Annotated in this window: 24 protein-coding genes; 15 read left to right on the top strand and 9 right to left on the bottom strand. The window is 56.8% G+C overall.

The features are described 5' to 3' along the window. Positions 1-345 (bottom strand): fumarate hydratase (locus PFH44_RS14285; protein WP_283825307.1); only part of this gene is annotated, 345 nt, incomplete at its 3' end. 196 nt (positions 346-541) lie between these two features. Between PFH44_RS14285 and manA the strand changes: the two genes are divergently transcribed. Both manA and PFH44_RS14275 read left to right on the top strand, forming a co-directional pair. Continuing rightward, positions 542-1,720, top strand: coding sequence for a mannose-6-phosphate isomerase (manA, locus tag PFH44_RS14280; RefSeq protein WP_283825306.1), 1,179 nt, complete (start codon positions 542-544; stop codon positions 1,718-1,720). Positions 1,721-1,818: 98 nt separating this feature from the next. After that, a complete protein-coding gene (locus PFH44_RS14275; protein ID WP_283825305.1) occupies positions 1,819-3,363 on the top strand; it encodes a YdgA family protein in 1,545 nt (514 codons plus the stop codon). Positions 3,364-3,389: 26 nt separating this feature from the next. Here the strand turns inward: PFH44_RS14275 and PFH44_RS14270 are convergent, their stop codons facing one another. Further along, positions 3,390-4,418, bottom strand: a complete 1,029-nt coding sequence (locus tag PFH44_RS14270) for a Mal regulon transcriptional regulator MalI (protein WP_045858510.1) — start codon at positions 4,416-4,418, stop codon at positions 3,390-3,392. 172 nt (positions 4,419-4,590) lie between these two features. Here PFH44_RS14270 and malX point away from each other — a divergent pair, with 172 nt between their 5' ends. Beyond that, positions 4,591-6,183: a maltose/glucose-specific PTS transporter subunit IIBC gene (malX, locus tag PFH44_RS14265; protein WP_283825304.1), complete on the top strand. Its 1,593-nt coding sequence runs from the start codon at positions 4,591-4,593 to the stop codon at positions 6,181-6,183. Positions 6,184-6,233: 50 nt separating this feature from the next. Further along, the gene (locus PFH44_RS14260; RefSeq protein WP_283825303.1) at positions 6,234-7,406 is read left to right on the top strand and encodes a MalY/PatB family protein; all 1,173 of its coding nucleotides are present in this window, start codon (positions 6,234-6,236) and stop codon (positions 7,404-7,406) included. Positions 7,407-7,457: 51 nt separating this feature from the next. Here PFH44_RS14260 and PFH44_RS14255 read toward each other — a convergent pair whose 3' ends face one another. Both PFH44_RS14255 and PFH44_RS14250 read right to left on the bottom strand, forming a co-directional pair. After that, positions 7,458-7,817 (bottom strand): TonB family protein, encoded by a 360-nt coding sequence (locus tag PFH44_RS14255; protein WP_283825302.1) that lies wholly within the window; start codon positions 7,815-7,817, stop codon positions 7,458-7,460. A gap of 84 nt (positions 7,818-7,901) precedes the next feature. Continuing rightward, entirely contained in the window at positions 7,902-8,930 is a 1,029-nt protein-coding gene (locus PFH44_RS14250) for a CorA family divalent cation transporter (RefSeq protein ID WP_045858516.1), read from the bottom strand. Between the two features lie 263 nt (positions 8,931-9,193). On the opposite strand from PFH44_RS14250, the gene yedE reads away from it, so the two are divergent. The 3 genes from yedE (at position 9,194) to PFH44_RS14235 (ending at position 11,356) form a co-directional block, all read left to right on the top strand. Beyond that, positions 9,194-10,405: a selenium metabolism membrane protein YedE/FdhT gene (gene yedE, locus PFH44_RS14245; RefSeq protein WP_045858518.1), complete on the top strand. Its 1,212-nt coding sequence runs from the start codon at positions 9,194-9,196 to the stop codon at positions 10,403-10,405. Continuing rightward, on the top strand, positions 10,402-10,635 hold the full coding sequence (yedF, locus tag PFH44_RS14240) for a sulfurtransferase-like selenium metabolism protein YedF (RefSeq protein WP_041145813.1): 234 nt from the start codon (positions 10,402-10,404) through the stop codon (positions 10,633-10,635). The genes yedE and yedF overlap by 4 nt, the downstream gene beginning before the upstream one ends. Before the next feature lie 274 nt (positions 10,636-10,909). Continuing rightward, positions 10,910-11,356 (top strand): GNAT family N-acetyltransferase, encoded by a 447-nt coding sequence (locus PFH44_RS14235; protein ID WP_283825301.1) that lies wholly within the window; start codon positions 10,910-10,912, stop codon positions 11,354-11,356. A 44-nt stretch (positions 11,357-11,400) separates the two neighbouring features. On the opposite strand, the gene metQ is transcribed toward PFH44_RS14235, so the two are convergent. The 4 genes from metQ to PFH44_RS14215 form a co-directional block, all read right to left on the bottom strand. Continuing rightward, on the bottom strand, positions 11,401-12,216 hold the full coding sequence (gene metQ, locus PFH44_RS14230; protein ID WP_283825300.1) for a methionine ABC transporter substrate-binding lipoprotein MetQ: 816 nt from the start codon (positions 12,214-12,216) through the stop codon (positions 11,401-11,403). Between the two features lie 351 nt (positions 12,217-12,567). Further along, the gene (gene ymcF, locus PFH44_RS14225; RefSeq protein WP_283825299.1) at positions 12,568-12,756 is read right to left on the bottom strand and encodes a cold shock small protein YmcF; all 189 of its coding nucleotides are present in this window, start codon (positions 12,754-12,756) and stop codon (positions 12,568-12,570) included. Between the two features lie 540 nt (positions 12,757-13,296). Next, positions 13,297-13,512 (bottom strand): RNA chaperone/antiterminator CspA, encoded by a 216-nt coding sequence (gene cspA, locus PFH44_RS14220; RefSeq protein ID WP_076946813.1) that lies wholly within the window; start codon positions 13,510-13,512, stop codon positions 13,297-13,299. A 234-nt stretch (positions 13,513-13,746) separates the two neighbouring features. Then, the gene (locus tag PFH44_RS14215) at positions 13,747-14,697 is read right to left on the bottom strand and encodes a bifunctional helix-turn-helix transcriptional regulator/GNAT family N-acetyltransferase (RefSeq protein ID WP_283825298.1); all 951 of its coding nucleotides are present in this window, start codon (positions 14,695-14,697) and stop codon (positions 13,747-13,749) included. Positions 14,698-14,985: 288 nt separating this feature from the next. Between PFH44_RS14215 and add the strand changes: the two genes are divergently transcribed. Then, the gene (gene add, locus PFH44_RS14210) at positions 14,986-15,987 is read left to right on the top strand and encodes an adenosine deaminase (RefSeq protein WP_045858525.1); all 1,002 of its coding nucleotides are present in this window, start codon (positions 14,986-14,988) and stop codon (positions 15,985-15,987) included. 51 nt (positions 15,988-16,038) lie between these two features. On the opposite strand, the gene PFH44_RS14205 is transcribed toward add, so the two are convergent. Continuing rightward, positions 16,039-17,079: an oxidoreductase gene (locus tag PFH44_RS14205; protein ID WP_283825297.1), complete on the bottom strand. Its 1,041-nt coding sequence runs from the start codon at positions 17,077-17,079 to the stop codon at positions 16,039-16,041. 190 nt (positions 17,080-17,269) lie between these two features. Between PFH44_RS14205 and blr the strand changes: the two genes are divergently transcribed. The 7 genes from blr to PFH44_RS14170 all read left to right on the top strand — a co-directional run. Then, positions 17,270-17,407: a division septum protein Blr gene (gene blr, locus PFH44_RS14200; protein WP_072051871.1), complete on the top strand. Its 138-nt coding sequence runs from the start codon at positions 17,270-17,272 to the stop codon at positions 17,405-17,407. Positions 17,408-17,523: 116 nt separating this feature from the next. Beyond that, positions 17,524-18,894, top strand: coding sequence for a GH1 family beta-glucosidase (locus PFH44_RS14195; protein WP_045858529.1), 1,371 nt, complete (start codon positions 17,524-17,526; stop codon positions 18,892-18,894). 366 nt (positions 18,895-19,260) lie between these two features. Beyond that, positions 19,261-19,476 (top strand): transcription modulator YdgT, encoded by a 216-nt coding sequence (ydgT, locus tag PFH44_RS14190; RefSeq protein ID WP_041147653.1) that lies wholly within the window; start codon positions 19,261-19,263, stop codon positions 19,474-19,476. Between the two features lie 178 nt (positions 19,477-19,654). Next, the gene (locus tag PFH44_RS14185) at positions 19,655-20,095 is read left to right on the top strand and encodes a DUF2569 domain-containing protein (protein WP_045858531.1); all 441 of its coding nucleotides are present in this window, start codon (positions 19,655-19,657) and stop codon (positions 20,093-20,095) included. Between the two features lie 78 nt (positions 20,096-20,173). Beyond that, positions 20,174-20,755 carry an electron transport complex subunit RsxA gene (gene rsxA / locus PFH44_RS14180; protein ID WP_045858533.1) on the top strand — a complete coding sequence of 194 codons (582 nt, stop codon included), beginning with the start codon at positions 20,174-20,176 and terminating at the stop codon, positions 20,753-20,755. A gap of 1 nt (position 20,756) precedes the next feature. Then, complete coding sequence (rsxB, locus tag PFH44_RS14175; protein ID WP_045858534.1) at positions 20,757-21,335, top strand: electron transport complex subunit RsxB; 579 nt, start codon at positions 20,757-20,759, stop codon at positions 21,333-21,335. Further along, positions 21,328-21,493, top strand: a 166-nt coding sequence (locus tag PFH44_RS14170; RefSeq protein ID WP_283825308.1) for a hypothetical protein, incomplete at its 3' end; no start/stop codon positions are given. The genes rsxB and PFH44_RS14170, both read left to right, overlap by 8 nt.

Below are 21,493 nucleotides of genomic sequence, written 5' to 3'. Positions count from 1 at the left end.
GCCGGTAATTAGGGCGGTGCCGGTGTCCTGGCAGGTCGGCAGAATGCCCTTAGCGGCGATATCGGAGTTACGCAGGAACTGCAGGGCGACGTATTTGTCGTTTTCGCTGGCTTCCGGGTCGCTGAGGATATCAGCCACCTGCTGCTGATGCGCCGGACGCAGCATAAAGGAGGCGTCGTGGAAGGCGTGCTGGGCCAGCAGGGTTAGCGCCTGGGGTTCAACTTTAAGGACTTCCTGACCGGCGAATTCGCTAACGGAGACGTGGTCACTGCTGAGGAGATAATACTCGGTGTCATCCTTTTTGAGGGGAAAAGGATCCTGATAAACAAACGGTTTATTCGACATTGTGCTCTCACTTACTGCTTGGCTGATTATATTTCAGGCAGACACTCCATTTGCCTGTAGAAAAGCGAGTCGATCGATTTTACACAATTTTTTAACAAAAACTGAGACAAGGTCGACTTTTTCTTTCTGCAGTTGATTCTCAGGCGTTTACTGGTTTAATAGAGCGATTACTATCAAGTGGAAACAGGGATTGAGAATGCAGAAGCTCATTAACTCAGTACAGAACTATGCCTGGGGAAGTCACACCGCATTAACCGAACTTTATGGAATTGCTAACCCCAACAATCTGCCGATGGCGGAGCTGTGGATGGGCGCGCACCCGAAAAGTAGTTCACAGATCCTCGATGCCGGCGGCAGCCCGCGCTCGCTGCGCGAATTTATCGAGAGCGATAAAGCCAGCCTGCTCGGCAGCAAGGTCGCCGAGCGCTTCGGCGAGCTGCCGTTCCTGTTCAAAGTGCTGTGCGCCGCCCAGCCGCTGTCGATTCAGGTGCACCCGAATAAGCAGGCCTCTGAAATTGGCTTTGCCAAAGAGAATGCCGCCGGGATCCCACTTGCTGCCGCAGAGCGCAACTACAAGGATCCGAACCACAAGCCGGAGCTGGTTTTTGCCCTGACGCCGTTCCTCGCCATGAACGCCTTCCGCGAATTTGCGGAAATCGCCGCGCTTCTGCAGCCGGTTGCCAGCGCCCATCCGGCGATCGGCGAGTTTCTCAGCAGCCCGGATGCTGAACGCTTAAGCCAGCTGTTCGCCAGCCTGCTGAATATGCAGGGCGAGGAAAAATCTCACGCCTTAAGCGTCCTGCAGTCGGCGCTCGACGCCGAACAGGGCGAACCCTGGCAGACCATTCGCCTGATCGCCGAGTTCTATCCGGACGATAGCGGCCTGTTCTCTCCTCTGCTGCTCAACGTGGTCAAGCTGAACCCTGGCGATGCCATGTTCCTGTTTGCGGAAACGCCGCACGCGTACCTGCAGGGCGTGGCGCTGGAAGTGATGGCCAACTCGGATAACGTGCTGCGCGCCGGCCTGACGCCGAAGTACATCGATATTCCGGAGCTGGTTGCCAACGTTAAGTTCGAAGCCAAACCGGCCGCCGAGCTGTTGACGCAGCCGCAGCAGCACGGCAACGAGCTGGACTTCCCGATCCCGGTCGATGACTTTGCCTTCTCCCTGCACGCGCTGTCGGCACAGGAGTCCACCCTCGCCCAGCAGAGCGCCGCGATTATTTTCTGCGTCGAAGGCGAAGCGACGGTCCGCAAAGGCGAGCAGGCTCTGACCCTGAAGCCCGGCGAGTCGGCGTTTATTGCCAGCGATGAATCGCCGGTCACGGTGAGCGGCAGCGGCCGCCTGGCGCGCGTCTTCAATAAGCTCCAGTAAGTTACTGAAGTTTTTAGCCGCTCTTGCTAGACTTTGACCCATCATGACAGCACAACCAGGCGGCTTCTTGCGCCTGGTTTTATTTATGGACAAATACTATGAAGAAATCGCTGGTCGCAGCAGGAATTATCGTGGCCCTGGGCGTGGTCTGGACCGGAGGCTCCTGGTATACGGGCAAGCAGCTGGAAAGCCGGATCGCCGAGGTGGTACAGCAGGCGAATGCTCAGCTACAAAACAGCGCTCCGGAAGCCGGGCTGGAGCTGGGCTGGCAGAACTATCAGCGCGGCCTGTTCAGCAGCCACCTGCAGCTGGTTGTGAAGCCGGCCGCGGGCAAAGAGAGCAGCTGGCTCGCTGCCGGACAGCCCCTGGTTTTTGACGAAGTCGTCAGCCACGGGCCGTTCCCGCTGGCGGCGCTGAAGAGCGGGCACTTTGGCCCGTCGATGGCGTCGGTCAAAACCACGCTGGTCAACAACGAAGCCAGTAAGGCGCTGTTTGATATCGCTAAAGGCAGCACGCCGTTTACCATCGACACCCTGATTGCCTACAGCGGCGACAGCCGGTCGGCTATCGATCTGAAGCCCCTGGATTACAGCAAAGGCGACGAAAAGGTTACCTTTAGCGGCGGTCAGTTCCAGCTCAATGCCGATCGTGACGGCAAGGCGATCGCGCTGACCGGTGAAGCGGGCAGCGGCCAGATCAACGCGGTCAACGAGTACAACCAGAAAGTACAGCTGAACTTCAGCAATCTGAAAACCGACGGCGCCACCGAGATGACCAGCTTTAACGAGCGCATCGGCAAGCAAAAAGTGTCTCTTGAGAAGCTGGCGATTGGCGTCGAAGGCAAAGAGCTGGCCCTGCTGGAAGGGATGAATATCGACGGCAAATCGACGCTGACCGAAGACGGCAAGGGCATCAACAGCCAGCTTGATTACACCGTTAACAGCCTCAAGCTGCAGAACAAGGATCTGGGCAGCGGCAAGCTGACCGTGAAGCTGGATAATCTCGACGGCCAGGCGTGGCACCAGTTTAGCCAGCAGTACAATAGCGAAGCGCAGTCGCTGATGGCGAAGCCGGAGCTGGCGCAGAATCCGGAGCTTTACCAGCAGGCGCTGACCGAGACCTTCTTTAAGGCGCTGCCGGTGCTGCTGAAGGGCAGCCCGTCGCTGACCATCGCCCCGCTGAGCTGGCGCAACGCGAAGGGCGAAAGCACCTTTAATCTCTCAATTTTGCTGAAAGATCCAACCGTGGTTACCGCGCCGGCGCAAACCCTGGCCGACGAGATTGACCGCAGCGTGAAGTCTCTGGACGGCAAGCTGGTCGTTCCGGTAGAGATGGCGACCGAATTTATGACCCAGATTGCGGGTCTCGAAGGCTATCAGCCGGCTGACGCGGCGAAGCTTGCGGATCAGCAGGTCAAAGGCCTGGCGGCGATGGGACAGATGTTCCGCATCACCGCCATGGAGAATAACGCCATCACCTCCAGCCTGCAGTATGCCGAAGGCCAGGTCACCCTGAACGGACAGAAAATGCCGCTGGATGAGTTCGCCGGAATGTTCGGCCTGTCGGTGCCTGCGGCGCCTGAAGCCGCCCCGCAGAGCGCGGAGCCGGAAGAGCTGGTCCCGCCGGTGACGCCTCAGCAGTAAGACGCGAAATAGCCCTCTGCGGAGGGCTATTTTCTGGTCACCAGCCGCGGCGGCATGATTTGGTTGCGCGCGGACTCCGGCCCCTTTTCAAGACGACGCAGAATACACCCGGCGAGGCTTTTGCCCATCTCTCGCGCCGGCGTGGTCACCCAGGTTAAGGGCACGTCATCCAGCGCGGCCTCCGGTACTTCGGCGAACGCCGCCAGCGCAATGCGCTGCTCAAAATAGCTTTCCACGCTGTCTTCGCCGCTCTGGCGCCCTGCCCGCATCAGGCCAAACCACGCGCCGGTGGCGATCACGCTGTTGTAGCACAGTACCGCGGTGATGGTCGGATTTTGCCGCAGCAGTGAAGCCATCGCCTCCGCCGCCAGCTTCTGGCTCGACTCGCACTCCACCACCCATTCGCTATGAAACGGCAGGCCATACTTCAGCAGCGTCGCGCAGTAGCCGCCCACCCGCTCGGCGCGGGTTAACGACGAGCTTTGCCCGCCCAGCCAGGCAATACGCTGATGCCCGCGGCGAATAAGATGTTCGGTGACCATCTGCGCGGCCTGCATATTATCCGGGCGGATTAAATCAATATCCTCGAGGTAGCTGGCCCGGGAGGCAAACACCAGCGGCATGCCGACCTCTGCCGCCCGGTCGCGCAGCTCGCCGCCCTTGTCGATAGCGCCGGCAATAATCACCCCGTCGACCCCTTGCGAAACCAGGGTTTCAAAACGCTGGAGCATTTTTTCTCCCCGGCGCCCGCCCTGGGTGAGGAAGACCATCTTGCCTGCGGATTCGAGAGCGTCCGTCAGCCCCGCGGTAAGCTCCGCGTAGAAGGGCTTCGAGAGGTCGCTGACGATGAGACCAATCACGTCGCTCTGCCCGCCGCGCAGCGAGGCCGCCTGGCGGTTGCGGACAAAGCCCAGGTGCTCAATGGCCTGATTGACGCGTTCGCCGGTGGCGGAAGAAATGCGGCCTTTGCCGCTCAGCACCAGCGACACCGTGCTGACCGAAACGCCCGCGGCCAGGGCCACATCGTTAATGGTGATCTTTCTTGCGATAGCCATGCCTGCAACCGACTCCCTTTGGCTGTCGATAAAACGTTTTATCAATGAGTGACCTTTATAAACGTTATTATCGCGTGATTATGTGATTTTTATCGCACTAAAAATTGGTAAAACGTTTTATCTTCCCATGACGTTACATTCTACCAATAACCTCAGCAGCAGGATTCGTGTTATGACGGCGAAAACAGCCCCAAAAATTACGTTGTGGGAATTTTTCCAGCAGTTAGGGAAAACCTTTATGCTACCCGTGGCCCTGCTCTCATTCTGCGGGATCATGCTGGGCATCGGCAGCTCCCTGAGCAGCCATGATGTACTCACCCTCCAGCCGTGGCTCAATACCCCGCTGCTGCAGGCAGTGTTCGTCTGGATGAGCAAGATCGGCTCTTTCGCCTTCAGCTTCCTGCCGGTGATGTTCTGTATCGCCATTCCGCTGGGCCTGGCGCGCGAAAATAAAGGCGTCGCCGCCTTTGCCGGCTTCGTCGGCTATGCGGTAATGAACCTTGCGGTCAACTTCTGGCTGACGGCGAAAGGCATTCTGCCGACCACCGATGCGGCCATTCTTAAAGCCAACAATATCCAGAACGTTATCGGCATTCAGTCGATCGATACCGGGATCCTCGGCGCGGTGATCGCCGGGATTATTATCTGGATGCTGCACGAGCGTTTTCACAATATCCGCCTGCCGGATGCGCTGGCCTTCTTCGGCGGCACCCGCTTTGTGCCTATTGCGACGACCGTGGTGATGGGGCTGGTTGGCCTCGCCATCCCGCTGGTCTGGCCGATCTTTGCGATGGGTATCAACGCCCTGGGCAACGTCATTAACAGCGCGGGCAACTTTGGTCCGATGATTTTCGGCACCGGCGAGCGTCTGCTGCTGCCCTTCGGCCTGCAGCATATTCTGGTGGCGCTGATCCGCTTTACCGAAGCGGGCGGCACCATGGACGTCTGCGGCCACAGCGTCAGCGGCGCGCTGACTATCTTCCAGGCCCAGCTGAGCTGTCCGCAAACCCACGGTTTCTCCGAAAGCGCCACCCGCTTCCTCTCGCAGGGCAAAATGCCGGCGTTCCTCGGCGGCCTGCCGGGCGCGGCGCTGGCCATGTACCACTGCGCACGCCCGGAAAATCGCCACAAAATTAAGGGCCTGCTGATCTCCGGCGTGATTGCCTGCGTTATTGGCGGCACCACCGAGCCGCTGGAGTTCCTGTTCCTGTTCGTCGCCCCGGCGCTGTACCTCATCCACGCCCTGCTGACCGGCCTCGGCTTCACCATCATGGCGGTGCTCGGGGTAACCATCGGCAATACCGACGGTAACGTGATTGATTTTGTGGTCTTCGGCATCCTGCACGGCCTCTCGACCAAGTGGTATCTGGTTCCGGTGGTCGCCGCCGTTTGGTTCGCGGTGTACTACGGCATCTTCCGCTTCGCCATCACCCGCTTTAACCTCAAAACGCCGGGTCGCGATATCGAAAACAGCGCCGCCTTTGAGAAAGCCACCGCCGGTAGCGTCGGCAAGTCCGGCTATAACGTGCCGGCGATCCTTGCCGCGCTGGGCGGCGCGGAGAACATCACCTCCCTGGATAACTGCATTACCCGCCTGCGCCTGTCGGTTAACGACATGAGCAAAGTCGACGCCGCCGCGCTGAAGGCCAACCGCGCCATTGGCGTCGTTCAGCTTAATCAGCATAATCTACAGGTGGTCATTGGGCCGCAGGTCCAGTCGGTGAAGGATGAGATGAGCGTCCTGATGAATACCGTCCAGGCATAAACGCCGCGCCCCCTCCTACCAGGAGGGGGTTTCAGATAAAGGAAGTTCCGATGTTTGATTTCTCAACGCCCGTCGATCGCCACGGTACCTGGTGTACGCAGTGGGATTACGTCGCCGACCGCTTCGGCACCGCCGACCTGCTGCCCTTTACCATCTCCGACATGGATTTTGCCACCGCGCCCTGCATTCTTGACGCCGTCAGCCGGCGCATGGCCCACGGCGTGCTGGGCTACAGCCGCTGGAAAAACGACGAGTTTCTCGGCGCCGTTAGCCACTGGTTCGCCAGCCGTTTTCAGAGCCCTGTCGACAGCGATGCAATCGTCTACGGGCCATCGGTGATTTATATGGTGGCAGAAACCCTCCGCCAGTGGTCCGAGTTGGGCGACGGCGTGGTAGTGCATACTCCGGCGTACGATGCTTTCTATAAGACCATTGCCGGCAACCAGCGTCGGCTGGTCCCGGTCCCGCTCGTCGCTCACGACGGCCAGTGGCGCTGCGATATGGCCGAGCTGGAGCGGGCGCTGGCCGAGCCGCGCAATAAAATTCTGCTGCTCTGCAGCCCGCATAATCCCACCGGTAAGGTGTGGAGCCGCGACGAGCTGGCGACGATGGCCCGGCTCTGCGAAAAGCACGGCGTCAAGGTTATCAGCGACGAAATCCATATGGATATGACCTGGGAAAACCACCGCCATACGCCGTGGTGCGACGTCGCCCGCGGCCCGTGGGCGCTGTTTACCTCCGCGTCGAAAAGCTTCAATATTCCGGCGCTGACCGGCGCCTATGGCCTGATTGACGACGCGGCTACCCGCGAGGGCTACCTCAACGCGCTGAAATCGCGGGATGGCCTCTCCTCGCCCTGCGTCCCGGCGCTGGTTGCCCATATTGCCGCCTATCGCGAAGGCGCCGGCTGGCTGGACGCCCTGCGGGCCTATCTGCAGGAAAATCTGCGCTATATTGCCAGCGAGCTGAATCAGGCTTTCCCGCAGCTGAACTGGCAGCCGCCGGAGGCGACCTATCTGGCGTGGATTGACCTGCGGGCGCTCAAGGTTGACGACAGCGCCCTGCAGCAGGCGTTAATCCACGAGCAAAAGATTGCCATCATGCCGGGTTCGACCTACGGCGAGGAGGGCGCGGGGTTTGTGCGCCTCAACGCCGGGTGTCCGCGGGTCAAGCTTGAGAAAGGGGTTCAGGGGCTGATTGCCGCCCTGCGTTCGCTGACGTAGCGCTTCACGAAGCGTTACGCCAGGCGCCGCGTAACGCTCATCCACGCGCCCTCACAGGCCCTGTGGATTGACCGGCGCGAAGCTGAAGCGAAAGCGCATCTCCATGTTGTTGTACGGTTTATTCTTTTCAAACTCCCACTGCGCCATCGCCCTCACCACCGCCTCATCAAACAGATAGCGGGGCTGCGAGTCCACAATCCGCAGCTCCTCAACTTTGCCCTGCGCGTTGACATCATAGACCACCTGAACGTAGCCCGTCAGATGGTTGGCGTGGGCCACAATCGGATAGACCGGCTGGCTCTTTTTCAGCAGTTTCGGCTGCGCTAATGGCTTTTTAACGCCGTCGGTCGCGCAGCCCGACAGCAGCAACAGCAGCAGGCCCGGTACCAGCAGTGCGCTGAGTTTCGTCATTCCATAGCTCCTTATTGAGAATCCCTCGCAATAAGATAGCGCAGGCCGGCGCCGCGGTCTTCTACTGAAAATAATAGCTGACGCCTAAAGATCGTCTCGCCGCCGAAAGGCCAGATACCCGGCGCCGACCGTAAAGATGCCGACAATGAGCACCAGCAACATGAAGCCATGATGGTTGGTCGACAGCGGGATGCCGCCGACGTTCATGCCAAAGAAGCCGGCCACGATGTTAATCGGCAGCGCCAGGACGGTAATCACCGTCAGGGTATACAGCGTGCGGTTGCTTTGCTCCATTTGCCTGGCGGTGATCTCTTCCTGGAGCAGGCTGATGCGCTCGATCAGGCCGGATAAATCGTTCAGCACCACGGTAAACTCCTCCGTGAACTGGCGAAACTCCTGCACCACCGCGCGATCGATCCATGCCGGAGGGCGATTCAGCAGACGGAACATCGCCGCCGGTTCCGGCGCCAGCAGACGCTGAAAGCGCAGCAGCATGCGCCGCAGGCGCGCCAGATCGGCACGGTTGCGCTGAACGTGATTGCTGAGCAGCCGCTCTTCGATGGCATCAACGTGGCGGCTGGCCTGCCGGACCACCTGCTCCAGCACCTCCTCCTGCTCTTCCAGCAAAAAGGCCAGCAGCTCGGTAGAGGAGTTCACCTTTAGCGCTGCCAGCCGCGGCAGCATCCACTCAATAAAGCGCAGCGGCTTATAGCGCGCCGTCACCACCAGCTTCTGGCTGCAGTAGAGCCACAGGGTTGATGTTTCAGAGGTGGTCTCTTTGGGGTTAAACAGCACGTCGTTAAGGACGGCAAACAGGCTGTCACCCTGGCGTTCGATGCGCGTGGTGTGGGAACCATCGCGGATCTCTTCAAAGAAGAAGTCGTCGACGGGAAAATGCGCCATCAGCCATTTTTCGGCAGTGGCGTGATTCAGGTTGAGGTGCAGCCAGACGAAATCATTTTCGCCAGCCAGCTCATGATATTCGGCGCAGACCTCATTGGAGGATATTTGCCGCGGCGCGTTGCCTTCACGGAACAGATAGCCATAAACCAACCCGGACACTTCCATATCAAAATCGGGCTTTAACATTTTTAACGTAACGTCTTGACTCATATATCCCTCAGGATCTCATTGAGCAGTATTCGGGCCCGAACGCGGTCATCTTTCGCTATTTTAGCCACCTTGGCAAGGTTAATGATTTGGTCATAAAACGGTAGCCTGGCTGACATATTTGCTTTATCCACAGGCGTTAATGATGCGCAGGAAAAATAGGTCTTTTGATCCCGTCGAGCGTTTTGTCATGGCCACCAGCGTATTATCCCCTGCTCTTTACCCCCGGCTGGGGTGATTTACCTTCTGAGTTCAGAGGCCTCTCTATGACATGGCAGCAGTTCAAACAAACCTACCTGATTAAATTCTGGGCACCCGCCCCGGCGGTTATTGCCGCAGGTATTCTTTCGACTTATTACTTTGGTATTACCGGCACCTTCTGGGCCGTTACCGGCGAATTTACCCGCTGGGGCGGGCAGCTGCTGCAGCTTGCCGGCGTACACAGCGAGCAGTGGGGCTACTATAAGCTCATCCATCTTGAGGGGACGCCGTTAACCCGCATCGACGGAATGATGATTATTGGCATGTTTGGCGGCTGTTTTGCCGCCGCGCTGTGGGCGAATAACGTTAAGCTGCGCATGCCGCGTAGCCGAATCCGTATTATCCAGGCCGTCGCTGGCGGTATTATTGCCGGCTTTGGCGCCCGTCTGGCGATGGGCTGTAATCTGGCGGCCTTTTTCACCGGGATCCCCCAGTTCTCGCTGCACGCCTGGTTTTTCGCTATCGCCACCGCTATCGGCACCTGGTTTGGCGCCCGCTTCACCCTGCTGCCCATTTTTCGCATTCCGGTAAGGATGCAGAAAGTCTCCGCGGCCTCGCCGTTAACCCAAAAGCCTCAGCAGGCCCGGCGCCGTTTTCGTCTCGGCATGCTGGTCTTTTTCGCCATGATAGCCTGGGGCCTGCTGACCGCGGTCGACCGGCCGAAGCTGGGGCTGGCCATGCTCTTTGGCGTCGGTTTTGGCCTGCTTATCGAACGGGCGCAGATCTGCTTCACCTCGGCGTTTCGCGATATGTGGATAACCGGCCGGACCTATATGGCCAAAGCCATTATTTTCGGCATGGCCGCCAGCGCAATCGGCATCTTTAGCTACGTGCAGCTCGGAATGGAACCGAAGATCATGTGGGCCGGTCCCAATGCGGTCATCGGCGGTCTGCTGTTCGGTTTTGGGATCGTGCTCGCCGGAGGCTGTGAAACCGGCTGGATGTATCGCGCCGTCGAAGGCCAGGTTCACTACTGGTGGGTCGGGCTGGGCAACGTTATCGGTTCAACCATTCTGGCCTACTTCTGGGACGACCTGTCGCCAGCGCTGGCCACCAGCTGGGATAAGGTCAATCTACTGGCCACCTTCGGTCCTTTCGGCGGCCTGCTGGTCACCTACCTCCTGCTGTTTATCGCCCTGATGCTGGTCATTGCCTGGGAAAAACGCTTTTTCCGTCAAAAATCCGCCGCCCTTGCCGGCGCTAAGGACACCGCATGAAAACTATCGTTCCAGATTACCGCCTCGATATGGTCGGCGAGCCCTGCCCCTATCCTGCCGTCGCGACGCTTGAAGCGATGCCGTCCCTGAAGAAGGGGGAAATTCTCGAAGTGGTCAGCGATTGCCCGCAGTCGATCAACAATATTCCGCACGATGCGAAAAACTACGGCTACACCGTACTGGATATTCAGCAGGACGGGCCCACCATCCGCTACCTGATTCAGAAATAGACCGGTAAAAACGGCAGGCCCCGCCGGCCTGCCGTTCGGCCAAAAAAGCAGCGAGGTCGGAACGATAAGCGGCTATTTTTTGGCTACGATATGATTTCGATCGCGATTCCCGCGCCTTATTTTCGCTCCCAGGGCAATTTGCCTGGCGAACGGGCGTCAATAAGACGCCACGCGCGCGGCAACCTCGCCGTACAGCGGCCAGCCCCCGTTCCCCCGCGGTTTACCTGAAGCAGATTTGTAATACAATTAGCCTACTTTTAGCGTGAGGTACGTAATGAACATATTTCAAGCCCAGCCCCAGGATGTCGATAAAATTCTGCCGCTGTATCTAGGCTATCGTCATTTTTATCAGGTAGAAGCCCAGCCGGTTCAGGCCCGTGAGTTTATTGTCAAACGGTTAGAGCTGAATGAATCGGTTATCTTTTTCGCGGAAGTTGACGGCCAGCCCGCCGGCTTCGCGCAGCTCTATCCGCTGTTCTGCTCATTAGAAATGAAAAGAATCTGGCTGCTGTACGATCTCTTCGTCGACGGCAAATCGCGTAAGCACGGCGTCGCGCAGAAGCTTATCGAGCGCGCAGAGCAGCTGGCTACGGAAACAGATTCCGCCTTTATCATGCTCAGTACCGCGACCGACAACGCCCCGGCGCAGGCGCTGTACGAACGCAACGGCTTCGTGCGCGATACGGATTTTTTTGTCTACAATAAGATGCTGAACAAATAGGCGGTAGTCGATATCAGGGCCAGGCCCTGATATCGAAAAAGAGATTACCAGCCCTTCACCGCGTCGCCTTTATACAGCTCCGCCGCTGCCGCCGCCACCTCATCGGTTTGATACGCCTTGACCAGGTTTTTCACCTTCTCGCTGTCTTGATTATCGACGCGGCTGGCAAAAATATTGACGTACGGCGAGTGCCGGTCTTCGACAAATAGCCCGTTCCGGCTCGGCGACAGTCCGACCTGGCTGGAAAACGTGGTGTTGATAACCGCGAGAGATATTTGCCTGTCGTCCAGCGCGCGCGTCAGCTGCGGGGCCTCAATCTCAACAATTTTTAAGCGCTTCGGATTATTGACGATATCCAGCGCCGTCGGCAGCAGGCCGGTGCCCTCTTTCAGGGTAATCAGCCCCTGCTTTTGCAGCAGAAGCAGCGAACGACCAAGGTTTGTCGGATCGTTCGGCACGGCCACCTGCGCGCCGTCCGGCAGCTGGTCGATAGCGGTAATCTGCTTAGAATAGGCGGCAATAGGGTAGACGAAGGTGTTCCCCACCGCGACCAGCTTGTAGCCGCGCTCCTGAATCTGCTTATCCAGATACGGCTTATGCTGAAAAGCGTTGATATCGAGATCGCCGTTATTGAGCGCCTCGTTCGGCAGAACGAAGTCGTTAAAAGTCACCACTTCGACGTCGAGGTTGTACTTCTCTTTCGCCACCTTTTGCACCACCGACCACACCTGCTGATCAATACCGGCGCTGATCCCCACCTTAATATGATTAGGATCCCCTCCCGCGGGGCCGCAGGCGGTCAGGAGCAGCGAGCCGGCAACGGCCAGCGAAACAGCAAATTTTTTTAGAGTGAATACCATAGTCCCGGAGTCCTTTTTAAAATAGCCTGCCAGTCATTGCAGGAAAAGTAGCGCCAGGAACTATAGAAAATCTCATCGCCAAAATTAAATACTGATTCACTATGATTAATAGCATTTTGCTATGAGCGCGGACGGCAGGCCGCCGTTGGCCCACTCTCTCTGCGGCGCGGCCGACGCTGAACACCAAAATAGCAAAACCCCGGCGCTGGCCGGGGCTGGAGTACGGTTGCGGTTCGCACCGAACTTCGTCAGATGCGCGGGCGCCAGCGCCCCGCGAGCATTTGAATCATGCCGTGATGGAACCTGGCGTCGTCGCACAGATGTTAAAAGACCCCTTTCGGGGCCTTTTGCTTAATTGCGTAATCCAGCTACGGTGGCTTTTGCCGAAATATAGGGGGCAATATTATCCAATGTAATCATCGAGGATTTACAAAAGATACATTTTGCACCGAATGGATTGCTTTCAGATACATCATAGTTTGATGTTCTGTACTGTGACCCATGGCAGCATGGGCACCTGAAATGAATGTGGTCAGTCATGATGTTAGCCTTCTATTTGCTACAACATTCACTACCGCAGGGGCATTTAGCCATATTTAACTGAAGATTCTTCTTGACCTTCAATGACAGCGGAAATCACTGTTCGAATGGTTGGTAAAACAAAGACATCATTGTCATTATTTCTTAACGATAAATCTGAAGATCACTTCAGATCAAACCATGTTACTTTATCAGCGATTATTTTGGATGTTGTTAGTTTTTAATTTGCCCGCAGGCGTACGAAATACAAAAATTTATACAGTGTAAAACAGTGTCCTGTTTCAGGAGGCGGTCGCTCCTTTTACGTACGTTAGCTCAAGGGTGATGATTAAGTTGCATCAGCCCACAGAACGCTTCACGCTACAGCACAATATAATACGGCATTCAGCCTGCTGAAATTTCAGACAAAAACCAATCTACCGTATCGATTAAAGCCAGCAGATACTGCCGACCTGGTTCAACCGCATGCATTTTTATCAATCTGACTACTCGGGATTACACCGTCATCGTTATCGCAGATTCATAAAAAAGCGAAATTAATTAGTCGCGCAGAACGACATTACCGGCAGCAGGGCCTTTGGCACCGCTCTCGATAGTGAACTCGACCTTCTGCCCTTCAAATAAAGTTTTAAAGCCATCACCCTGCAGCGCAGAAAAATGCACGAAAACATCTTTGCTGCCGTCTACTGGAGAAATAAAGCCGAAACCTTTACTTTCATTAAACCATTTTACTAAACCAATCATCTTACCAGACATAAGTATTATCCCAATGTTCAAAGCCTTGCGGCGAAAAAGTTCGCATCACAGAAATTAATTAATAACGATAAGGAGGCTCGAAAAAAGGATTATTTAGGAATAACGCTTGAGATGAGGACTGCTTTACTAAACCGCTTTATTGGTTCTGTGTACCAAACCGACCTGCTATTGATCGCATAGATAACCATTGATAGCAAGCATTATTTTCTGCCCACACAGAGAAGCCGTGAATAATTAGCGCAACCTGCAGGTAAACTGCTGCTCGATGAGGAGGCTTCCCCACCGATCGCCCTGCCACTCTTCGGTCAGCATAAAGCCAAACGATTCATATAGCCGGCGCGCGACCGCAAGCTTATTGAAGGTCCAGAGCTGAACGGCACCGAAGCCGCTCTCTTCGCAGAACCTCATCGCTTCGGCGATAAGCCTTCTGCCCGCGCCGCTGCCGCGGCATCCGTCATCAAGGATAAACCAGCGCAGATGCGCTTCGCCGTTGCCAAGGTCCTCGCCGTCAATCGCCACAGAGCCGACGATGCGCCCGTTCAACACGGCCAGCCAAATCTGATTGCAGTCCTTGTCCAGACGGCCCGAAAAATCAGCCAGGTCAGCGGCAACTTTGGATTCAAAGAAAACGCCGAAATTGTGCTCTCTGCCATAGTAGGTTGCGTGCATTTCCACGATGCGGCCGATGGTGCCGGGGTGATAGCCGGTAATAATTTCAAGCGAATCCCGGGCAGCGATCTCGCTGTTTTCACGACAGGCGGCCAGGGCGCCGGCGTAGTGTTTAAGCCCTTGTGACACCGTCTGCTGCTGATGGGGATTCATTTTTTTCAGCGCGGCAATCACCTGTTCGCTACCGTACTGATTAATTTTCGCCACCGTTTCCCGGCCTTTTGCCGTCAGGCCCAGGTATTTGACCCTCGCATCCTCCGTCGACGGCACCTCTTCCAGCTCGTTTGCGCGGACCAGTTTTGCCAACATGCGGCTAACGCTGGACTTCTCAAGGCCCAGAACCTGCACCAGCTGCGCCGCCGTCATCAGGCCATGCGCATGCACTTCGAGCAGAGTATGCACTATCGAGGGGGAGTATGGGCTCGCGGCCAGAGTGTTGTTCATGAATCCGAGCTCCCGCACCATCTGCCGGGAAGCCACGCGTATCTCTTCGACGATCTGCATTTCAGTATTCATAAAACCACCCTGGCCATATAGTTGTATAATACAACCATAGTCACCGGCGTGCTGTCAACGCCCTCACCGGCGCCGCGATTGCTGAAAACGTGCGCGCAGGCATAAGCAGGCATAAATAGACGCGCGGCAAAGACGGGGACAAAATCGCAGTGCGGGATCTTAAACGGGGCCGGCGGTTCCCGCAGCGCCGGCAGATGCTTGTATAGACAGGATTTTTTTCAATACTTTTAAACAGTTATAACCCTGTTGTATAATGATGTGCACTTTTACTAAAAAATGAGTGCGACCATGATTGATTCAGCTTTGCCATTAACCGACATTCATCGCCATCTTGACGGCAATATCCGGGCCCAAACGATTCTCGATCTTGGCCGCCAGTTTAACATCGCGCTCCCGGCAACCACCCTCGATACCCTTCGTCCGCATGTCCAGGTCACCAGCAACGAACCCGATCTGGTGAGCTTCCTTGCCAAGCTTGACTGGGGCGTAAAGGTGCTCGCTTCGCTGGAAGCGTGCCGTCGCGTCGCGTATGAAAACGTAGAAGACGCGGCGCGCAACGGCCTGCATTACGTTGAGCTGCGCTTTTCCCCGCGCTATATGGCGATGACCCATCAGCTGCCGGTCGACGGCGTGGTTGAGGCGGTCATTGCCGGCGTGCGCGACGGAAGCCGCGATTTTAACGTTGAAGCGCGGCTGATTGGTATTATGAGTCGCACCTTCGGCGAGGCCGCCTGCCAGCAGGAGCTTGACGCGCTGCTTGCCCATCGCGACGGCATCACCGCCCTCGACCTGGCCGGTGATGAGCTCGGCTTCCCGGGTACCCTGTTTATGCAACACTTCACCCAGGCCCGCGACGCCGGCTGGCGCATTACCGTCCACGCCGGAGAAGCCGCTGGCCCGGAAAGCATCTGGCAGGCCATTCGTGAGCTGGGCGCCGAGCGTATCGGCCACGGGGTGAAGGCGGTGCAGGATCCGGCGCTGATGGACTTTTTAGCCGAGCAGCGTATCGGGATTGAATCCTGCCTGACCTCGAATATTCAGACCAGCACCGTCGCGTCGCTGGCCGAGCATCCGTTAAAAACCTTCCTCGAGCACGGCGTGCTGGCCTCGATTAACACCGACGATCCGGCGGTACAGGGCGTCGATATTATTCATGAATATAACGTTGCCGCCCCGGCTGCGGGCCTGAGCCGCGAGCAAATCCGCCAGGCGCAAATCAACGGCCTGGAGCTCGCCTTCCTCAGCGCAGAGGAAAAAGCGGCGCTGATTCAGCGCGTGCAGCGCGTCTAGGCTCCTGCCCGGCAGCAAACCTGCCGGGCGTTTCATCTTAAATCGGGCCTGTTAAATCAGGCAGAGCGTGGCCCGATGCTTTGCTGATTCAATCCCCAGCTCAATCAGCTCCATAATCTGAATAGCCTGACTCGCCGGTACCGGATTCTCGCCATTCCCGTTTAGCGCATCGCGGATGGCAGCATAGTACGCTGGGTAGTTGCCGGGCAACGTTAGCCAGCTCTCCTCGCTGCGATCCTCCCCGTCAACGCGCGTCAGAATGCCATCGCGCATATCGTACCCCCAGTCCTCCTGCGGAAGGCGCTCGCCGTTTTTTAGCCGCTCTTCCTGCGGGTCGAGGCCGTATTTGATATAGCTTCCCCGCGATCCGTGCACGATAAAGCGCGCCGTTTCCGCCGCCGCCAGCAGAGTAGCGTGCAGGATCACCCGGCGCTGCGGGTAAACCAGCACCGCATGGAAATAGTCGGTAGACTGCGCCCCCGGGCGCAGTTGGGCGAGATCAACGGTCATGCTGACCGGCAGGCCAAACAGACCGATCGCCTGATCGAGAAGATGGGGGCCAAGATCGAACCAGATCCCGCTTCCCGGGCCGCCCCACTCCCGCCAGCGGTCGCGTATCTGGGGACGATAGCGGTCGAAGTGCGATTCGAAATAGCAGACTTCCCCCAGCAGCCCTTCGTTAATCAACGATTTAACGGTTAAAAAATCGCTGTCCCAGCGGCGATTGTGGAACACCGACAGCAGCCGTCCCCGGCTCCTGGCAACGGCGTCCAGCTCGCGGGCCTGTGACAGTGTCACGGTAAAAGGTTTATCCACCACCACGTGCTTTCCCGCCTCCAGCGCGGCTTTTGCCAGCGGAAAGTGGGTATCGTTCGGCGTAGGGATCACAATCAGGTCGATGTTGGGGTCGTCTAACAGCTGGCGGGGTTCGGCCACTACCGGCACCGTTGGCCAATCGTTGTGCACCTTAGCTTCATCGCTACTCGACACCGCGGCAAGCGTCATTCCCGGCGTACCGCCGATCAGCGGCGCATGGAACGTTTTACTGGCGTACCCGTAGCCGATTATTGCGACGCGAATATTGTCACTCATCTTGCAACCTCTCTGGCGAAAAGTTCGGGGGTTCACCATAACTATAAGACCCAAATGTCCTATTAGCTTTGCTTATGCATTGTCGACCGCTCACTCTTGCACCAATCGTGAAAGCTTCGCCAGCTAATACTTGCGTTGTTTGCGGCATTTAGTAACATTTAGCTCTGTTTTAACTTTCACTAGCAGAATTATGGCAGCCGTTTTCAGCAGAATTGTAGAGCTTATAGGTTGGGTTGTTTTTGGCGTTTCGGCCCTGCTTTTGGTTATCGCGCATCACATTGATAACTACCAATCCCCGCCTCCCGCTAATGTTGTGCAGACAAAATAGCGTTAACGCTAAAGAGTGACCCGCTTCGCAAGTATGCAACCGGTTTCTGAAACCGGTTGCATCTCTGTGTACCCCTTCATTACACTCTCCTTATCATTTGCTAAGGAGTTTTTCTCATGGCCGCATTTGCGCAAAATTTTCTTTGGGGCGCCGCTACCGCAGCCTATCAGGTTGAGGGCGGCCACGATGCCGACGGCAAAGGGCCGTCGATCTGGGACATCTACTCTCACCAGCCGGGCGCCACCTTCCAGGGGACCAACGGCGACGTCGCCGTCGACCACTACCACCGCTTTCGCGAAGACGTCGCGCTGATGGCCGAAATGGGCCTGCAGAGCTACCGTTTTTCCATCTCCTGGCCGCGCCTGCTGCCCGGCGGCCGCGGCGAGGTCAATGAAGCCGGCGTTCAGTTTTATAGCGATCTGATCGACGAGCTGCTGGCGCACAATATCGAGCCGATGATCACGCTTTACCATTGGGATCTGCCGCAGGCGCTGCAGGATGAGGGCGGCTGGGAAGCCCGCAGCACGGCGGAGGCCTTCGCCGAATACGCGCGCCTGTGCTACGCGCGTTTCGGTTCACGGGTCAAGCTGTGGGCCACCTTTAACGAGACCATCGTTTTTATCGGGCATGGCTACATTAACGGCTGCCATCCGCCGGCGGTACGCGACCCGGCCCGCGCCATTCAGGCCTGTCACCACGTCTTTGTGGCCCACGCGATGGCGATTAAAGCGTTTCGTGAAATGGGTATTATGGGCGAGATTGGTTTCGTCAACGTTCTGCAGCCGCATACGCCGCTCACCGATAGCGAAGAGGACCGCCAGGCGACCGAGCTGGCTGACGCTATCCATACCCACTGGCTGTACGATCCGGTGTTAAAAGGCACCTATCCCGAAGGGCTGCTGCAGCAAACCCAGGCGCTGTGGGGCGTTCCGCGCTTTGCCCCCGGCGATGACGCGCTGCTGCGTGAAAACCACAGCGATTTTATCGGTCTGAACTACTATCGCCGCGAAACCGTTTCAGCCCATCCGCAGGAAGGATTAAGCGGCGGCGAGCCAGGTGTTGAGGGCCTGTTCCACTTCGTGCGTAATCCGCAAAGCACCTATACCGAATGGGGCTGGGAGATTTGGCCCCAGGGGTTAACGGACGGCATTATGATGATCAAGGAGCGCTACGGAGATATTCCGATTTACATCACCGAAAACGGCCTGGGCGCCAAAGACCCAATTATTGACGGCGAAATTGTCGACGATCCGCGTATCGACTACCTCAGCGCCCACATTAGCGCGCTGGAGAAGGCGATCGACGCCGGGGCCGACGTGCGCGGCTATTATCCCTGGTCATTTATCGATCTGCTGAGCTGGCTGAACGGCTATCAGAAACAGTACGGCTTCGTTTTTGTCGACCATCAGCAGGGGCTCGCCCGCAAACGGAAAAAGAGCTATTTTTGGTATCAAAACGTTATTGCCAGCCGCGGCCAACAGCGTTAATCTTCTCCTCCAGGCGCCGTCCGGCGCCTGATTCAGCGCTAGAATATTCTTAAATTTCTTGTTACTACACCAGGAATGTAATCAGTTCTTGTCTTTAGTATTTACAACCGAAATAATTCCGCCCAGGCAGCGTTAATTAATAAGGTGCCGCTGGTTTAGAGCAGGTTTACTGAAAGTTGGTAATATTCGACTTAGAGGCGATCCCGCCGGGTAACGGTGCCGCTGTTTGTGATACCGGGAGCGTGGAGCAACCGCAGCGCGCGCGAAGTGCGTGAGGATGCGAGCACGGCCCTGGGCTAAAATGGCCAATCAAATAACCTAATGGGACAGGCTCATATTTATTCCGATTATAAAATGGATACGCAAATGACCGTTCAGGACTATTTATTAAAATTTCGTAAAATCAGCTCGCTGGAAAGTCTGGAAAAGCTTTTTGACCACCTTAACTACTCCCTGACCGATAACGAAGAGATTGTTAATATGTACCGCGCCGCTGACCATCGCCGGGCCGAGCTGGTTTCTGGCGGTAAACTGTTCGATATTGGCCAGGTTCCCAAGTCCGTCTGGCGTTACGTGCAATAAAAACTGTTCTGAAGCACGCCAGTTGCTTATACTCCCGCCCTTGATTTTGATCCGTACCTGAACAGGTTGAGCGCCGGCCCGCCGGGCGAGCAGCGCGAATGTACAGACGCTTGCGCAGGCAAGCGCGCACAGCCTGACGCTCAACGGGTATTCACTGGCGTTAAATCCGGGAGAAAGTATGTCCTCTGACTCTGCAGAACGAATTGGCGGATGGCTGCTGGGGCCGCTTGCGTGGCTACTGGTTGCGCTGTTAAGCGCTTCGCTATCGCTGCTTATCTTTGCCAATGCGCTCATGGCGCCCCAAACGTTCTCCTTGCTGAGCGCAATGAGCGCCGGGAATCTTATTCTGTGGATCGCATCCCTGCTGTTCGCCGTCGCCATGTGGTACTACACCCTGTGGCTGACGCTGGCCTTTTTCAAACGGCGGAAGGTGGTGCCGAAGCACTATATTATCTGGCTGCTGATCTCCCTACTGCTGGCGATTAAGGCCTTTGCCTTTTCGCCAATATCGGACGTTCTGGCCCTGCGCCAGCTGCTGTTCCCGCTTCTTGCTGCCGCGCTGCTGGTTCCTTACTTCAAGCGCTCCGAACGGGTTAAACGGACCTTTGTTAATCCGTAATAACCCCACAGTTAACCTGTTGTCGCCGGTATCGTTTTATTCGATAATAGGCGGCTTTTTCCGTTTCAGGTCGAATTGATGGCTGATTATTTACTGCTCTTTGTTGGTACCGTCCTCGTCAACAACTTCGTGCTGGTGAAGTTTCTTGGGCTGTGTCCGTTTATGGGGGTTTCCAAAAAACTGGAAGCCGCCATGGGAATGGGGCTGGCCACCACTTTTGTGATGACGCTGGCCTCTATCTGCGCCTGGTTGATTGATACCTGGATTCTTATTCCGCTGAATCTGGTCTATTTACGCACGCTGGCCTTTATTCTGGTCATTGCGGTGGTCGTACAGTTCACCGAAATGGTGGTGCGCAAAACCAGCCCGGCCCTGTACCGCCTGCTGGGTATCTTCCTGCCGCTGATCACCACCAACTGCGCCGTGCTGGGCGTAGCGCTGCTGAATATTAACCTTGGGCACAATTTTTTGCAGTCCGCGCTGTACGGTTTTGCGGCGGCGGTCGGCTTCTCTCTGGTGATGGTGCTGTTTGCCGCCATTCGCGAGCGTCTGGTGGTTGCCGACGTCCCGGCGCCGTTTCGCGGTAACGCCATTGCGCTGGTGACCGCAGGTTTAATGTCGCTGGCATTTATGGGCTTTAGTGGTTTGGTGAAGTTGTAATATGAGCGCTGTCTGGATAGCCGTCGTTGCGATCAGCCTTCTCGGGCTGATTTTCGGCTTAATTTTGGGTTACGCCTCCCGCCGCTTTGAGGTGGAGGACGATCCGGTCGTTGAAAAGATCGACGAACTTCTCCCGCAAAGCCAGTGCGGCCAGTGCGGCTACCCCGGCTGCCGTCCCTATGCGGAAGCGGTAGGCCTGCAGGGTGAGAAAATCAACCGCTGCGCCCCCGGCGGCGAAGCGGTGATGTTAAAAATTGCCACCCTGCTGAACGTCGACCCGCAGCCCGCTGACGGCGATGCCCAGCAGGCTGAGCCCGCGCGTATGCTGGCGGTCATCGACGAAAAGAACTGTATTGGCTGCACGAAATGCATCCAGGCCTGCCCCGTTGACGCCATCGTCGGCGCGACGCGTGCGATGCATACGGTGATGAGCGACCTCTGTACCGGCTGTAACCTTTGCGTCGCGCCCTGCCCGACGCAGTGTATAGAGATGGTTCCGGTTGCGGCGACCACTGAAACCTGGAAGTGGGATCTACACACCATTCCGGTGCGCATCATTCCTGTGGAACAACATGTTTAAGCTATTTTCCGCGTTCAAAAAAGACAAGGTCTGGGATTTCAACGGCGGAATTCATCCCCCGGAGATGAAAACCCAGTCAAACGGTACGCCGCTGCGCCAGGTCTCCCTCGCGCAGCAGTTTGTTATTCCGCTTAAGCAGCATATTGGCGCAGAAGGCG

Origin of the sequence: Klebsiella sp. Ech2A, assembly GCF_030078455.1 — a bacterium.
In the GTDB taxonomy this organism is placed as follows: Bacteria; Pseudomonadota; Gammaproteobacteria; order Enterobacterales; family Enterobacteriaceae; genus Klebsiella; species Klebsiella terrigena.
Note: the sequence above shows the minus strand (reverse complement) of the source record. Positions and strands in the feature narration are given on the sequence as shown.